Source organism: Streptomyces sp. CB03234 (assembly GCF_001905885.1).
GTDB lineage: Bacteria > Actinomycetota > Actinomycetes > Streptomycetales > Streptomycetaceae > Streptomyces.
In genome coordinates, this window is record NZ_LIYH01000002.1 from 1002668 (window position 1) to 1018326 (window position 15659).

Sequence of the window (15659 nt, forward strand, 5' to 3'; positions counted from 1 at the left end):
GCGGGTCCGCTCAGTCGTGGACCAGTGAGTAGGTTTGCTGCGCGATTTCCAGCTCCTCGTCCGTCGGCACCACCGCCACCGCCACCCGCGCGTACTCGGGCGAGATCAGCCGCGCCTCCGTCGAGCGGATCGCGTTGAGACCCGCGTCCACCGCCAGGCCCAGCTCCTCCAGGCCCGCGACGGCAGCTTCCCGCACCGGGGCCGCGTTCTCACCGACACCCGCCGTGAACGCCACCGCGTCCACCCGGCCGAGCACCGCGTAATAAGCGCCGATGTACTTCTTCAGCCGGTGGATGTAAATGTCGAACGCGAGCTGCGCCCGCTCGTCGCCCTCATCGATCCGCCGGCGGATCTCACGCATGTCATTGTCGCCGCAAAGCCCCACCAATCCGCTCTTCTTGTTCAGCAGGACATCGATCTCATCGGTCGACATTCCGGCCACCCGCTTCAGGTGGAAAACGACCGCCGGATCGACGTCGCCGGAGCGGGTACCCATCACCAGCCCCTCCAAGGGGGTCAATCCCATCGAGGTGTCTACGCACCGGCCGCCCGCCACCGCCGACGCCGACGCGCCGTTGCCCAGGTGCAGCACGATCACGTTCACCTCGGACGGGTCCTTGCCCAGCAGGCCCGCCACCCTGCGGGAGACGTACGCGTGCGACGTGCCGTGGAAGCCGTAGCGGCGGATCCGGTGCGCGTCCGCCGTCTCGACGTCGATCGCGTACCGCGCCGCGTACTCCGGCATGGTCGTGTGGAACGCCGTGTCGAACACCGCCACCTGGGGAAGGTCCGGGCGCAGCGCCTGGGCGGTACGGATGCCGGTGATGTTGGCGGGGTTGTGCAGGGGCGCGACCGGCACCAGGCGCTCGATCTCGGCGAGGACCTCGTCCGTGATGACGGTCGGCGCCGAGAACCTCAGCCCGCCGTGCACCACCCGGTGCCCGATCGCCGCCAGCTCCGGCGAGTCCAGGCCCAGCCCGTCCGCCGCCAGCTCCTCCGCGACCGCCTTCAGCGCCGCCTCGTGGTCGGCGATCGCGGACGTACGCTCGCGCTGCTCCCCACCGGCCAGCGGCGTGTGGACCAGGCGGGACGTGTCCTCACCGATCCGCTCCACCAGACCGACCGCCAGGCGCGCGCCGTCACGCATGTCGAGCAACTGGTACTTCACGGACGACGAGCCGGAGTTGAGGACGAGGACACGGGAGGCGGTGTTCGCGTTGCTCACGGGGTTGCTCACGAGTGCGTTGCTTTCTGCTGGGACTGGATCGCGGTGATCGCGACCGTGTTCACGATGTCGCTGACGAGCGCGCCGCGCGACAGGTCGTTGACCGGCTTGCGCAGACCCTGGAGGACCGGGCCCACGGCCACGGCGCCCGCCGAGCGCTGCACGGCCTTGTACGTGTTGTTGCCGGTGTTCAGGTCCGGGAAGATCAGCACCGTCGCCTGGCCCGCCACCTCCGAGCCCGGCAGCTTCGTCGCCGCGACGGACGGCTCGACGGCCGCGTCGTACTGGATCGGGCCCTCGATCTTCAGCTCCGGGTGCGCCTCACGCACCAGCTTCGTCGCCTCGCGCACCTTGTCCACGTCGGCGCCCGAACCCGACGTACCCGTCGAGTACGACAGCATCGCGATCCGCGGCTCCACCCCGAACCGGGCGGCCGTCGCCGCCGACTGGACGGCGATGTCCGCGAGCTGCTCGGCGTTCGGATCCGGGTTGACCGCGCAGTCGCCGTACACCAGCACCCGGTCGGCCAGGCACATGAAGAAGACGGACGACACGATCCGCGCGTCCGGCTTGGTCTTGATGATCTCGAAGGCGGGCCGGATCGTCGCCGCCGTGGAGTGGACCGAGCCCGACACCATGCCGTCGGCCAGGCCCTCCTGCACCATCAGCGTGCCGAAGTAGTTGACGTCCGACACCACGTCGTACGCCAGCTCCACGCTGACCCCCTTGTGGGCGCGCAGCTCGGCGTACCGCTCCGCGAAGCGCTGGCGCAGCTCGCTCGCCGACGGGTCGATCAGCTGGGTGTCCTTCAGGTCGATACCGAGGTCCGCGGCCTTCTTGCGGATCGCCTCGACGTCACCCAGCAGCGTCAGTTCGCACACATCGCGGCGTACGAGGACGTCGGCGGCGCGCAGCACCCGCTCCTCCGCGCCCTCCGGCAGCACCACCCGGCGCCGGTCCGCCCGCGCCTGCTCCAGCAGGTCGTGCTCGAACATCATCGGCGTGACCCGGCCGGTACGCGCCACCGAGATCCGCTTCAGCAGGTCGCCGGTGTCAACGTGCCGCTCGAACAGCCCGAGCGCGGTCTCCGCCTTGCGGGGCGTCGCCGCGTTCAGCTTGCCCTCCAGCGAGAACAGCTCGGCGGCCGTCGGGAAGCTGTTGCCGCTCACCGACAGCACCGGGGTGCCCGGCGCGAGCCGCGCCGCCAGGGTGAGGATCTCCCGGCTCGGCCGCTCGTTCAGGGTCAGCAGCACGCCCGCGATCGGCGGCGTCCCGGCCGAGTGCGCGGCCAGCGCGCCCACCACCAGGTCGGCGCGGTCGCCGGGGGTGACGACCAGGCAGCCGGGCGTCAGGGCGTTCAGGAAGTTCGGCAGCATGGCGCCGCCGAAGACGAAGTCCAGGGCGTCGCGCGCCAGCCCCGAGTCGTCGCCCAGCACCACATCGGCGCCCAGCGCCTGGCGGATCTGCGCGACCGTCGGCGCGGACAGAGCGGGCTCGTCGGGCAGCACGTAACAGGGGACGGGCAGCCGGGCGGCGAGGCGCTCGGCGAGCGCGTCGCGGTCCTCGGGCGCCACCCGGTTGGCGACCATGGCGAGGATGTCGCAGCCGAGGCTCTCGTACGCCCGGAACGCGTTGCGCGTCTCGGCGCGCACCGCGTCGGCGTCCTGACCCTTGCCGCCGACCACGGGTATGACCGAGGCGCCGAACTCATTGGCGAGCCGGGCGTTCAGCGCCAGCTCCTCGGGCAGCTGCGTGGCGTGGAAGTCCGTACCGAGCACCAGCACGACCTCGTAGTCCCGCGCCACCCGGTGGAACCGCTCGACCAGCTGCGCGACCAGCTCGTCCGTGCCCTTCTCCGCCTGGAGCGCGGACGCCTCCTGGTAGTCCATGCCGTAGACGGTGGCCGGGTCCTGCGACAGCCGGTAGCGCACCCGCAGCAGGTCGAAGAGGCGGTCGGGACCGTCGTGCACCAGCGGCCGGAACACCCCCACACGGTCCACCTGGCGGGTCAGGAGCTCCATGACTCCCAGCTCCACGACCTGTCGGCCGTCCCCGCGGTCGATCCCGGTCACGTACACGCTGCGCGCCACGCAAGCTCTCCCGTCGAATGTCGATCATCGAATGCATGTGTGAATAAAAAAGCCCATGAGGGTGGCAATACCCTCTTGACAATACCTCTGCGGCTGGGTAGGGCGCCCGCCGGGCGTCTGGCCTGCGAAGACGGGGGAACCCGGGTACGGAAGCCCCTCGGCGCGGGCGGCGTGAGCCCGAGCCGACCGCCTGCCGTGGGACAATTCGGGAAGGCTCACCCGTACCACTACCGAGCAGGAGACACAGCACGATGCGCATCGGAGTTCTCACCGCAGGCGGCGACTGCCCCGGCCTGAACGCAGTGATCCGGTCGGTCGTGCACCGGGCCATGACCGGCCACGGCGACGAGGTCATCGGCTTCGAGGACGGGTTCAAGGGCCTGCTCGACGGCCACTACCGCCCCCTCGACCTCAACGCGGTCAGCGGCATCCTCGCCCGCGGCGGCACCATCCTCGGCTCCGCCCGCCTGGAGCGCGCCCGGCTCCAGGAAGCCGCCGAGAACTGCGAGGAGTTGCAGAAGCGGTACGGGATCGACGTCCTCATCCCCATCGGCGGCGAGGGCACGCTGACCGCCGCCCGGATGCTGTCGGACGCCGGGATGCCCGTCGTCGGCGTACCGAAGACCATCGACAACGACATCTCCTCGACCGACCGCACCTTCGGCTTCGACACGGCCGTGATGGTCGCGACGGAGGCCATAGACCGTCTCAAGACCACCGCCGAGTCCCACCAGCGGGTGATGGTCGTCGAGGTGATGGGCCGGCACGCCGGCTGGATCGCCCTGGAGTCCGGCATGGCCGGCGGCGCGCACGGCATCTGCCTGCCCGAACGGCCCTTCGAGGTCGACGACCTGGTGAAGATGGTCGAGGAGCGGTTCGCGCGCGGCAAGAAGTTCGCCGTCATCTGCGTCGCGGAGGGCGCCCACCCGGCCGAGGGCTCGATGGAGTACGCCAAGGGCGCCATCGACCAGTTCGGCCACGAGCGCTTCCAGGGCATCGGCAACCGGCTCGCCGCCGAGCTGGAGAAGCGGCTCGGCAAGGAGGCCCGTCCGGTCATCCTGGGCCACGTCCAGCGGGGCGGCGTGCCGACCGCGTACGACCGCGTCCTCGCGACCCGCTTCGGCTGGCACGCGGTGGAGGCGGCGCACCGCAAGGAGTTCGGCAACATGACGGCGCTGCGCGGCACGGACGTCGTGATGGTGCCGCTCGCCGAGGCGGTCACGAGGCTGAAGACGGTGCCGGGGACCCGGATGTACGAGGCGGAGTCGGTCTTCTGACCCTCTCGGCGTCGGTGTCGGCGTCGGCGTCCGCGTGCCGAACGGCCTTGATCGTCTCCCCCGTCGACGATCAAGGCCGTTCGTCCTTCTTCCACTCTTGAGGTGGGCCGCCTCTTCGACAAGGCTGGTGCCTGTCCGGGACATGTCCCAACTCCGTCCCGGGGGCGGAACGGAGAGAGGGAGGGTGGCGCATGGCCGACGGGGAACTGGCTCCCGACCCCCGGGAGGCGCACGACCCCGCCGGGTTCATCGAGCGGCTCCAGGCCCTCAAGGACTGGTCGGGCCTGACCTACCGCGAACTCTCCACCCGCGCGGAGGCGGTCGGCGACGTCCTGCCCCGCTCCACGGTCGCGAACATGCTCGCGCGTACGACGGTGCCGCGCGAGGAACTGCTCACGACATTCGTCCGCGCGTGCGGCGCCGGCCCGGAGGCGCTGGAGAACTGGCTGACGGTCCGCAAGGAACTCGCGGTACGGGGGCATTACGCCGGCGCCGAGGGCTCCGGTGGCTTCGGTGACTCCGGGGCCGGACGCGAGGCCGCGGGGCCGGGCGACGCCGGGTCCCGCGCCGCGGCCGCGGACGGGCGCGGAACCGATGCCGGTACGCCGGCGCCCGGACCCCGGCGGACGCGGTGGCGGGTGCTCGTGCCGGTCGTGGGTGTCCTCGCGCTCGTGATCGCCGCCCTCACGGTGGTGGCGTTCGTCCGGGGCGACGACACCGACCACGTACGGCAGCGGGCCGCCCCGGTCACGGCGCCCGCCGCCGGGAGCGTGGACGTACGGGCGGTCCATTCGGGCCTGTGCCTGAACGAGCGGCGGGGGCAGCGGAGCGGCCAGGTGTACCAGGTGCCGTGCGCCGGGGCGGTCGTGCCGCGCTACTCACTCGTACCGCTGAGCGGCGGCCTGTGGCGGCTCCACTCGGACCACCCCGACTACGGGCCCGGCTGCTCCGGCATCCCCGTGGAGGCCGTCGAGCAGGACGGCGCGCCGCTCATGGACCAGGAGTGCGGCAAGCGGGGCCCGCGCGAGGCGTTCCGTATCGAGCCCTTCCCGGACCCCGCCCAGGGCTACCGCATCCGGTCGGCGCACTCCGAGCTGTGCCTGGAGGTTCGGGACGCCTCGGCCGAGCCGTGGACGGACGTCGTCCAGCGGGCGTGTGACGACGACACCGGCGCGGGTCAGCTGTTCAGCTTCGACCGCCGGTGAGTCACCGTCGGTGAGTCACGGCCGGGTGAGTCGCGGCCGGGTGGGTCGCGGCCGGGTGGGTCACAGCCGGGCCAGCTCCCAGAAGTGCTCCACGATCCGCGCCAGGTACTCCCGGCCCGCCTGGCCGCCGCTGTCGCCGGTCACGTCGGAGCCCCAGCTGTTCGTCGCCACCATCCGCGACTGGTAGTCGGCGTGCAGCTGCTGGAGCACGTTCTCCAGGTGGCCGCGGTCCATCGGCAGCAGCTTGGCCGCCGGTTTCACGTACGCCTGCCAGCGCGTCGTCGCCGCGCTGCGCAGCAGGTCCGCCAGCTCCTCGTCGCGGCCCGTGGCCTGGATGAGCTCGCGCGGCCCTAGGGACAGGGCCTCGGCGAGCGCGGCGGTCTGGCGCTCGTTGCCGCGCCAGCGGCCGGACTCCTCCATGCGCAGGTACGCCTTGATGTCGAGGCCGACCCGGCGGGCGAGGTCCTCGGGCGCGATGGCCCGGGCGATGCGGTGCTCGCGCAGGGTCGTGGCGGCGGCCAGCAGTTCGCCGGGCGAACACCACAGGACGCCGGCGAGGGCGGTGAGCTCTCGCGCGTCGGGAGCGGCCACGCCGCGTTCCCAGGCGATCACCGTTTCGGGCGGGACACCGAGGCCGTACTGGGCGCGCAGGCCGTACGCGACGTGGGCGGGGGCCATTCCCAGCGCCTCACGCAGTCGGCGCGCGGCGAGGGCGTTGAACGGTGGAGACGGGGGAGAGTGCACGCGCACAAGGTAGATGCACAGGGTCACGCTTGGCTACGGTGCGTTCACCCAAGGCCAAATGTCGTAGGAACGTCCAGATGCGCCCGCTAGCGCCCTACCTGTCGGTAATTTACCGTGCCCGGGCCCCGGGGGTCATCCACCGGTACTGCAGCTCGGGTCGCCCGACCTGGCCGTACTGCGGGCTACGCTCGGCCTGCCCGGCGGTCACCAGGTGCTCCAGGTACCGGCGGGCGGTGATCCGCGAGATACCGACGGCCGCCCCGGCCTCGGCGGCCGTCAGCCCGGTGGCCGACTCGCGGAGGGTACGGGTGACGGCGGCCAGCGTCGGGGCGCTCAGGCCCTTGGGGAGGGCGACGGGCTGCGGCGTACGCAGGGTGGCCAGCGCCCGGTCCACCTCCTCCTGGCCGGACGCCTCCCCGGCCGCCGCGCGGAACTCGGCGTACCGGGTGAGGCGGTCGCGCAGGGTCGCGAAGGTGAACGGCTTCAGTACGTACTGGACCACGCCGAGCGAGACGCCCTCGCGCACGATCGCCAGGTCACGGGCGGAGGTGACCGCGATGACGTCGGCATGGTGCCCGGCGGCACGCAACGACCGCAGCAGCTGCAGCCCGTGCCCGTCGGGCAGGTACAGGTCCAGCAGGATCAGGTCCACGGCCGTCCGCTCCAGCAACCGCCCGGCCGCCGCGCGCGAGTGGGCCACCCCGACCACGGTGAACCCGGGCACCCGCCCCGCGTACAGCGCGTGCGCGTCCGCCGCGACGGGGTCGTCCTCGACGACCAGGACTCTGATGGACGGCCCGGTCGTCGCCGTCACGACGGCACCTCCACACCGCACGCCGGTACGTCCACTGAACCGCGTTCCCCCGGCCCCAGGGGCAGCCGGACCGTGAACTCCGCGCCCGCGTCCGGGCCGTGGCCCAGGACGATGACCCCACGGCCCCGCTGGGCGGCCTGGCGGACGAGGGCGAGGCCGAGGCCCCGGCCCGGGCCGCGGGTGGACCAGCCGCGTTCGAAGACCGCGTCGTGGTCGTCGGGGCCGACGCCCGGCCCCGAGTCGGCGACCCGCAGCAGCAGCTCACCGGCGCCCTCGTCCGCCCGCGCGGTCACCGTGACCCGCGAGACCCGGCTCCCCTGGGCGGCCTCCAGGGCGTTGTCGATCAGGTTGCCGAGGATCGTCACCAGGTCACGCGCCGGGAGCGTCGGCGGCAGCACACCGTCGTCGATCCGGCTGTCCTCCGTCAGCACCAGCTCCACGCCCCGCTCGTTCGCCTGCGCCGCCTTGCCCAGCAACAGCGCCGCCAGCACCGGCTCGGCGACCGCGTCGACCACCCGGTCCGTCAGCGCCTGCGCCAGCTCCAGCTCCGCCGTGGCGAACCCGACCGCCTCCTCGACCCTCCCCAGCTCTATCAGCGACACCACCGTGTGCAGCCGGTTCGCCGCCTCGTGCGCCTGGGAACGCAGCGCCTGCGTGAACCCGCGCTCCGAGTCCAGCTCCCCCGAGAGCGCCTGCAACTCCGTGTGGTCCCGCAGTGTCACCACCGTCCCGCGCCGCTCCCCGCCGATCACCGGCCGGGTGGACACCACCAGCACACGATCGGCCGTCAGGTGCAGCTCGTCCACCCGCGGCTCGGCGGCCAGCAGCGCCCCCGTCAGGGACACCGGCAGGCCCAGCTCCGCCACGGGCGTGCCCACCACGTCCTCGCCCAGCCCCAGCAGTTCCCGCGCCCCGTCGTTGACCAGCGCGATCCGCCGCTGCCCGTCCAGCATCAGCAGCCCCTCCCGCACCGCGTGCAACGCGGCCTCGTGGTAGTCGTGCATCCGGCTCAGCTCGGCCGCGTTCATCCCGTGCGTGTGCCGCCGCAACCGCGCGTTGATCACATACGTACCGGCGCCGCCGAGCGCCAGCGCCGCGCCCGCCATCCCGAGCAGCGCGGTGACCTGCCCGCGCAGCTGCTCACTGATCCGGTCGACGGTGATGCCCGCGCTCACCAGCGCGACGACCTCGCCCCGGTCGTACACCGGCGTCACCGTCCGCACCGAGCGCCCCAGCGTTCCCTTGTAGGTCTCGGAGTACGTCGCGCCCCGCCGCGCCTCCTCGATGTGCCCCAGGTACTTCTTGCCGATCCGGTCCGGCTCCGGGTGCGTCCACCGCGTCCCGTCCGGCGCCATGATCGTCACGAAGGTGACGCCCGGCCCCGACTCGCCGACGAGGGAGGCGGCGTACGGCTGCAGCACGGCCGTCGGGTCGGCCGAGCGGGCCGCCTCGACGACCGCGGGGGAGCGGGCGACCGCCGTCGCGGTCGCCGTCGTCTGCCGGCGCGCGGTCTCCTCCGCCTGGCCGCGGTCGTTCACGTACGCGAAGATCGCGCACCCCGCCACGATCGCGGCCACCAGCACGACCTGCATCGCGAAGAGCTGGCCGGCGAGGCTGCGGGGGCGAGTGTGCGAGAGGCGCATGGGTTGAGTCTGCCTGTCCGAAAATGTGTGAACGAAAGGTACGCAACGGTGACCGCCCCCACAAGGTGAGAGATGGTCTCGGGGATCCACAGGGACAGTGGAGCGACTCACCGAGGAGGACCCCGTGGCCGCACGACGGGACCGTACCCACTATCTGTACCTGGCCGTCATCGCGGCGGTCGTACTCGGCATCGCCGTGGGCTTCGCCGCCCCCGGCGTGGCCGTCGAGCTCAAGCCGCTGGGTACCGGCTTCGTGAACCTGATCAAGATGATGATCTCGCCGATCATCTTCTGCACGATCGTGCTGGGCGTCGGCTCGGTGCGCAAGGCCGCCAAGGTCGGCGCGGTCGGCGGACTGGCGCTGGGCTACTTCATGGTCATGTCGACCGTCGCCCTCGCCATCGGCCTGGTCGTCGGCAACCTGCTGGAGCCGGGCGCGAGCCTGCGCCTGACGGACGAGGTCGCCGCAGCCGGTGAGAAGCAGGCGTCGGGGGCGAGCGAAGGCACCGTCGACTTCCTCCTCGGGATCATCCCAAAGACCCTGGTCTCGGCCTTCACCGAGGGCGAGGTCCTCCAGACCCTCCTCGTCGCGCTCCTCGCGGGCTTCGCGCTCCAGGCCATGGGCCGGGCCGGTGAGCCGGTGCTGCGCGGCATCGGACACATCCAGCGCCTGGTCTTCCGTATCCTCGCGATGATCATGTGGGCGGCCCCGGTGGGCGCCTTCGGCGCCATCGCCGCCGTGGTCGGCGAGACGGGCGTGGACGCGCTGAAGTCCCTCGCCGTCATCATGGTCGGCTTCTACCTCACCTGTGCCGTCTTCGTCTTCGTCGTCCTCGGCGCCCTGCTGCGGGTGGTGGCGGGCGTGAACATCCTGACGCTGCTGAAGTACCTGGGCCGGGAGTTCCTGCTGATCCTCTCCACCTCCTCCTCCGAGTCGGCGCTGCCGCGCCTCATCGCGAAGATGGAACACCTGGGCGTGAGCAAGCCCGTCGTCGGCATCACCGTTCCGACCGGCTACTCCTTCAACCTGGACGGCACCGCCATCTACCTGACGATGGCCTCGCTCTTCGTCGCCGAGGCGATGGGCAACCCGCTCTCGGTCGGGGAGCAGATCTCCCTCCTCGTCTTCATGATCATCGCCTCGAAGGGTGCGGCGGGCGTTACCGGCGCCGGGCTCGCCACCCTGGCCGGCGGCCTCCAGTCGCACCGCCCCGAACTGGTCGACGGCGTCGGCCTGATCGTCGGTATCGACCGCTTCATGAGCGAGGCCCGCGCCCTGACCAACTTCGCGGGCAACGCCGTCGCCACCGTCCTCGTCGGCACCTGGACGAAGGAGATCGACAAGGCGCGGGTGGCCGAAGTCCTCGCCGGGCGGGTGCCGTTCGACGAGCAGACCCTGGTCGACGACCACGCCCCGGCGGCCGACGACACGGACGAGGTGCCCGAGTCGCGCGAGCCGGTCAAGGTCTGACGTCGACGTACGGGTCGGAGAACCGCGCGGGAGGCGTCTCCCGCGCGGTTTTACGTTTCCTGGCCTTACCGCTGGTAACGGCGACGTGTCATCGTAGGGCCCCTGTCCTGGCATGTGCATGCCGCTGACTCATGTGAAGGGACTCCCATGTCACGTCTTCCGGCACTGCTCGCCCTCACCCTCACGCTGGCCCTCACCCCCGTTTCGGTCACCGCCGCCGAGCCGGAAGCGCTGCGCGATGTCGTCGTCGTGGGCAACAGCGCCGACGGCACGGTCAGCTTCCTCGACTCCCGTACGTATCAGAACCTCGGCTCCCTCGACGTCATCCCCGACCTCGACGAGATCCTCGCCGGCATGAACCCGATCCGCCGCGCCGCCTACGAGGTCGTCAAACAGCAGGCGGGCGGCGACAAGTTCGTCGACGACGCCCACCTCTCACCCGACGGCCGCACCCTCTACGTCTCGCGCGGCAACCTCGGCGACGCCGCCGCGTACGACATCGCGTCCGGCCGCCAGCTCTGGCGCACCCACCTCGACGGCCTCAAGGCCGACCATGCCGCGCTCTCCCCGGACGGCTCCACCTTCGTCGTCTCCGCCATCACGGCCGGCAAGTCCCAGACCCTGGACACCGCGACCGGCCGCATCACCGGGGAGTTCCCGACCGGCACGTACCCGCACGAGAACATGTACTCGGCGGACGGCGACCGCATCTACAACATGTCCATCGGCATCACGTCCCTCCCCAAGGCCCTCAACGCCCTCAAGGGCACCAAGCAGGTGACGGTCGCCGACGCCAAGTCGCTGAAGGTGCTGCGGAAGTACGCCTTCGACAAGGGCGTCCGCCCCGCCGTGATCACCCCGGACGAGAAGACGATGTACGCCCAGCTCTCCTACCTCAACGGCTTCATCGAGTACGACCTGGTGGCCGGGCGCACGGTACGGACGGTCGAGATGCCGTTCAGCGCGGCGGGCGCGGCGCTCAAGCCCGACGACTACCCGCAGAACTCCGCCCACCACGGCATGGCCATGAACGGCGCGGGCGACAAGCTCTGCATGGCCGGGACCATCGACGACTACACGGCCGTCGTCTCCCGCCCCGCCCTGACCACCGACGGCTTCGTCCACTACGAGACCGGCGCCCTGCCCTACTGGTCCCTCACCGCCCCCGGCGGCCACCACTGCTTCGTCACGCTCTCCAACCGCGACGAGGTCTCGGTCGTCGACTACCGCACGGCCAAGGAGGTCGCCCGCGTGAAGGTCGGTGACTTCCCGCAGCGCGAGCGGGCGGGGAAGGTGGCGGAGGCGGCGCTGCCGGGGCTGGACCGCTGAGCCTACGGCTCCAGCGACTCCACCAGCTCCTCCGCCCGCCCGGCCCGGACCCCGGCCGAGATCAGCATCGTCACCGCGGCGGACCGCCCGGCCCGGTCCGCCGCGAGAGCGCCCGCGTTCACCGCCTCCATCAGCCCGAACAGCACCTGCTCGTGTACGTACGCGAGGGCGGCGGCGGGCAGCGGGGAGGTGAACGCGCCCTCGTCCAGCCCGCGTTGGAGCACCGCCGCGCAGGCCTCGCGCACCGGCGTGAGCCGCTCCCGGATGCCCTCCATCGTGACGCTGCGCTGGGCGAGGGCCACCAGCAGCCGGTAACGGTCGGCGATCTCCCACACCGCGAGCGTGGCCCTCGCCAGCGCCTCGGCCGGATCGTCCACGCCCTCGCGCCCGCCGGCGTGCGCCTGTGCCACCGACTCGACCGCGCTGTCCACGAGTGCGGCGATCAGCGCCTCGCGGCTCGGGAAGTGGCCGTACACGGTCCGGCGCACGACGCCCGCCGCGCGGGCGATCTGGTCCATGGAGGCGTCCGGGTCGCGCAGCAGCTCGGTGAGGGCCACCTGCTCGATACGGCGGCGGTTGGCGTCGGCTCGTCCTGAGGTCACGGGTTCATTTTGCACATGCCTGTGCAGTCCCGTAAATTGCACAGCCGTGTGTAATTGCACAGCGCTGTGCAAGATCGTGACCGTACGGAAGGGTGGACTGGGCATGCGCCTCGTCAGGAACGAGCCGGTCGAGAGGATGGAGGGACCCTACGCTCAGCGCTGGTGGGCGCTGCTCGTGCTCTGCCTCAGCCTGCTGATCATCGTGATGGCGAACACCGCCCTCACGGTCGCCGCCCCCGACATGACCCAGGACCTCGGCCTCACCAGCTCCGACCTCCAGTGGGTCATCGACGGCTACACCGTCCCGTACGCCGCGCTGATGCTGCTGCTCGGCGCGATCGGCGACAAGTACAGCCGGCGCGGCGCCCTCGTCCTCGGACTCGTCGTCTTCGGCGCCGGCTCGGTGGCGGGCTCGCTCGTCGACTCCGGGACCGGAGTCATAGCCGCCCGCGCGGTCATGGGCGTCGGCGCGGCAATGATCATGCCCGCCACCCTGTCCCTGCTCGCCGCGACCTTCCCGCGCGCCGAGCGCGCCAAGGCCATCGTCCTGTGGACCGCCACCGCCGGCATCGCCATCGCCGCCGGGCCCCTCGTCGCCGGCGCCCTGCTGGAAAACCACGGCTGGGCGTCCACCTTCCTGATCAACGTCCCGGTCGCCGCGCTCGCCGTCATCGGCGCCTTCACCCTCGTACCGCCGTCGAAGGCCGCCCGGCACGGCCGCATCGACTACGTCGGCGGGCTGCTCTCGGTGGTGTGGATCGGCGCCCTCGTCTACATGATCATCCAGGGCCCGCACTTCGGCTGGGACGCCAAGGCCATCGGGGCGGCGGTCGTCGCGGGCGCCGGGCTGGTCGCCTTCGTCGCCTGGGAGCTGCGCCACCCGCGCCCCGTCCTGGACGTCCGCCGCTTCCTGAACCGCGGCTTCGCCGGCTCCAACCTCGCCGTCGCCCTCTTCTTCCTCGCCGTCTTCGGCGCCTTCTACTACCTCACCCAGCACCTGCAGTTCGTGCTCGGGTACGACCCGCTCGACACGGGCGTGCGCATGCTCCCGCTCGCGGGCGCCGTCTTCGCCGGCTCGGCGCTGACCGGGTTCCTCACGCCGCGCCTCGGCATGAAGGTCACGGTCACGGCGGGCATGGCCTTCGGTACGGTCGCCCTCGCCCTGCTGACGCGGGTGGACGCGGCTTCCGGGTACGGAGACCTCGTCGCCCCGCTCGTCACCCTGGGCGTCGCGATCGGCCTGGCGCTCTCCCCGTGCACCGACGCGATCATGGGCGCGTTCCCCGAGGCGGAACTGGGCGTCGGCGGCGCCGTCAACGACACGTCCCTGGAGCTCGGCGGCTCGCTCGGCATCGCCCTGCTCGGCTCGGTCCTGGCGTCCTCGTACTCCTCGAACCTCGCCGACGCGACGCGGGGCACCGGACTGCCCGCTTCGGCGCTGTCCACCGCCCAGGACTCGGTGGGCGCCGGGTACGCCGTCGCCCACGGCATCGCCGACCGGGCGGCCCACGCCGCCACCCCGCAGCAGGGCGCCCAACTCGGCGAGGCCGCCCGCCGGATGACCGACGCGGTCGGCTCCGCCTTCTCCGACGCGGTCGCCCACACCAGCCTCGTCGGCGCGGCGATCCTGGCGGCGGGCACGGTACTGGTGGCGGTACTCCTGCCGAGGCGAGCCGCCCGCTGACGCCCCGGCCCGTGACGTGCCGCCGGGGGGCCGCACGTCACGGACCGGGCGACCGGGGGCGGGGGCGGGGGCGGGGAGCCGGGGGTGGGCGTGCTGTTCATGGTGGGCGTGTGGGCCGCCGCCCTCGGGGTGGGCGTGCTGGTCATGGTGGGCGTGTGGGCCGCCGCCCTTGGGGTGGGCGGTCCGCTCATGGTGACCGTGCGGGCCGCCACCGACGCCCCGGGGGCGAACGTCCCGTTCATGGTGGGCGTGTGGGCCGCCCTCTCTCCGAGTGTGGCGGGCTCCAGCGTCCCCTCAAGGGCGCTCCCTTCGGTCGCGTCGGCTTCGCCGATGGGCTTCGCCCACCCTTGACCGGCCGCCTCCGCCCGCCTTTTCCCACTCGGAGGGCGGCCCGGGGGAACGGGCCCGGGAGGGGCGTCCCTTTCCCCGTGCCGTTCGTGGCCGGGAGACGGGCGCCGCAGGGGGCGCGGCAGTGGAATGGGGTGCTCGCTGTCGGCTCGGCGGCGGACGGCCGCCTTTCGGCTGCGGTACAAGACCTCGCTTCGGTGGGTGGTGGGTGCGCGGCAGTGGAATGGGGCTTCCGGGCTGGGTTCGGCGGCTGCGGGCGGGTGAGGGGTTGGGGTGCAGGCAGGTGGCTGGGGTGAGATGGGGGTTGGGCCGGGGTGTTGCCGTGGCGGAGCGGCGCCCGGGCACCTCACCGGCCCCGCCTGTCACAGAGGGGAGGCCCCACCCGTCTCCTCGGTCACAGCAGCACCGGGGTGGGGGAGTTGTGGGCGGTGTGGGACACCTCCCCGCTGTGGTGTCGGGGGCTGTGGGTGTCCCATGCCGCCCACAACTCCGGCGAGGTGACACGGCTGTGACTGGAGAGGGCAGGGGGGTCGTCCTGTGGTGTCGGCTGGGGTGTCCTGGGCCCCGGGGACCGCCAGCGGGTCCCGTAGAGCATCAGCCGGGCCGGGAAGGCCACGCCTCCAGGCGGGCCCTGCGGGGCACCCGGTGTCCGGATCCGTCCCTCTGGCCCCGCCTGCCTCACCACGTCGCCCCACTCGCCCCCACCGTCACACCTGCACCACAGCCGGGGAGTTGCGGGCGGTGTAGGACACCTCCCGGCCAAGCGCATCCGGGCAGGGGTGTCCGATCCCGCCCACAACCCCAGGGGGCCGATACGGCTGTGACTGGAGGGGCCGCCCCTTCCCGGACCTTCCCGGGTACAGGAGCAGCGGGGCGTGCCCCGGCCGCACCCGAGTCGCCGGGAGGCCGTGGCCCCGCGCCCGAGTCGAAGACCGGACCGCGCCGGGAGCTTCACCGTCCCGGGGCCCGACGCCCCCGCCATGCCCCCGGCCGGACAGGGCAACACCCGGGCCCAGCCCCGCACCCACCCCAGCCACCTGCCTGAACCCCAGCCCCTCACCCGGCCGCAGTCGCCGAACCCAGCCCAGAAGCCCCATCGCACTGCCGCGCACCCACCACCCACCGGAGCGAGGTCTTGTGCCGCAACCCGAAGACGGGCCGCAGCCGCTTAGCCGAGCCGTCACCGCCCCATTCCTCTGCCGCGCCTGCCCGGCTGGGCCGCCTCGG

The 15659-nt window shown here is 72.3% G+C and carries 12 protein-coding genes; 6 read left to right on the top strand and 6 right to left on the bottom strand.

What is annotated here, in order from left to right; genetic code table 11:
• Positions 1 to 10: 10 nt before the first annotated feature.
• Together AMK26_RS11560 and pta are read right to left on the bottom strand one after the other, a co-directional pair.
• Positions 11 to 1237 (bottom strand): acetate kinase, encoded by a 1227-nt coding sequence (locus AMK26_RS11560; RefSeq protein WP_107420919.1) that lies wholly within the window; start codon positions 1235 to 1237, stop codon positions 11 to 13.
• Entirely contained in the window at positions 1234 to 3315 is a 2082-nt protein-coding gene (pta, locus tag AMK26_RS11565; protein WP_073754423.1) for a phosphate acetyltransferase, read from the bottom strand. Before pta ends, AMK26_RS11560 begins: the two co-directional genes overlap by 4 nt.
• Positions 3316 to 3566: 251 nt before the next feature.
• Here pta and AMK26_RS11570 point away from each other — a divergent pair, with 251 nt between their 5' ends.
• Positions 3567 to 4592, top strand: a complete 1026-nt coding sequence (locus AMK26_RS11570; protein ID WP_073754424.1) for an ATP-dependent 6-phosphofructokinase — start codon at positions 3567 to 3569, stop codon at positions 4590 to 4592.
• Positions 4593 to 4783: 191 nt separating this feature from the next.
• On the top strand, positions 4784 to 5797 hold the full coding sequence (locus AMK26_RS11575; protein WP_073754425.1) for a helix-turn-helix domain-containing protein: 1014 nt from the start codon (positions 4784 to 4786) through the stop codon (positions 5795 to 5797).
• 60 nt (positions 5798 to 5857) lie between these two features.
• Here the strand turns inward: AMK26_RS11575 and AMK26_RS11580 are convergent, their stop codons facing one another.
• The 3 genes from AMK26_RS11580 to AMK26_RS11590 all read right to left on the bottom strand — a co-directional run bounded on the left by AMK26_RS11580 (position 5858) and on the right by AMK26_RS11590 (position 8998).
• Positions 5858 to 6475: a helix-turn-helix domain-containing protein gene (locus AMK26_RS11580; RefSeq protein WP_443333159.1), complete on the bottom strand. Its 618-nt coding sequence runs from the start codon at positions 6473 to 6475 to the stop codon at positions 5858 to 5860.
• Positions 6476 to 6650: 175 nt separating this feature from the next.
• A complete protein-coding gene (locus tag AMK26_RS11585) occupies positions 6651 to 7355 on the bottom strand; it encodes a response regulator (RefSeq protein WP_073754426.1) in 705 nt (234 codons plus the stop codon).
• A complete protein-coding gene (locus AMK26_RS11590; RefSeq protein ID WP_073754427.1) occupies positions 7352 to 8998 on the bottom strand; it encodes a sensor histidine kinase in 1647 nt (548 codons plus the stop codon). Before AMK26_RS11590 ends, AMK26_RS11585 begins: the two co-directional genes overlap by 4 nt.
• Before the next feature lie 124 nt (positions 8999 to 9122).
• Here AMK26_RS11590 and AMK26_RS11595 point away from each other — a divergent pair, with 124 nt between their 5' ends.
• Both AMK26_RS11595 and AMK26_RS11600 read left to right on the top strand, forming a co-directional pair.
• Positions 9123 to 10469: a cation:dicarboxylate symporter family transporter gene (locus tag AMK26_RS11595; protein WP_107420937.1), complete on the top strand. Its 1347-nt coding sequence runs from the start codon at positions 9123 to 9125 to the stop codon at positions 10467 to 10469.
• A gap of 147 nt (positions 10470 to 10616) precedes the next feature.
• A complete protein-coding gene (locus tag AMK26_RS11600; RefSeq protein WP_073754429.1) occupies positions 10617 to 11798 on the top strand; it encodes a YncE family protein in 1182 nt (393 codons plus the stop codon).
• A 2-nt stretch (positions 11799 to 11800) separates the two neighbouring features.
• Here the strand turns inward: AMK26_RS11600 and AMK26_RS11605 are convergent, their stop codons facing one another.
• Positions 11801 to 12400, bottom strand: a complete 600-nt coding sequence (locus AMK26_RS11605) for a TetR/AcrR family transcriptional regulator (RefSeq protein ID WP_073754430.1) — start codon at positions 12398 to 12400, stop codon at positions 11801 to 11803.
• A gap of 103 nt (positions 12401 to 12503) precedes the next feature.
• Here AMK26_RS11605 and AMK26_RS11610 point away from each other — a divergent pair, with 103 nt between their 5' ends.
• Together AMK26_RS11610 and AMK26_RS11615 are read left to right on the top strand one after the other, a co-directional pair.
• The gene (locus tag AMK26_RS11610; RefSeq protein WP_073754431.1) at positions 12504 to 14084 is read left to right on the top strand and encodes an MFS transporter; all 1581 of its coding nucleotides are present in this window, start codon (positions 12504 to 12506) and stop codon (positions 14082 to 14084) included.
• 84 nt (positions 14085 to 14168) lie between these two features.
• Positions 14169 to 14435 carry a hypothetical protein gene (locus AMK26_RS11615; RefSeq protein WP_073754432.1) on the top strand — a complete coding sequence of 89 codons (267 nt, stop codon included), beginning with the start codon at positions 14169 to 14171 and terminating at the stop codon, positions 14433 to 14435.
• Positions 14436 to 15659: the final 1224 nt, after the last annotated feature.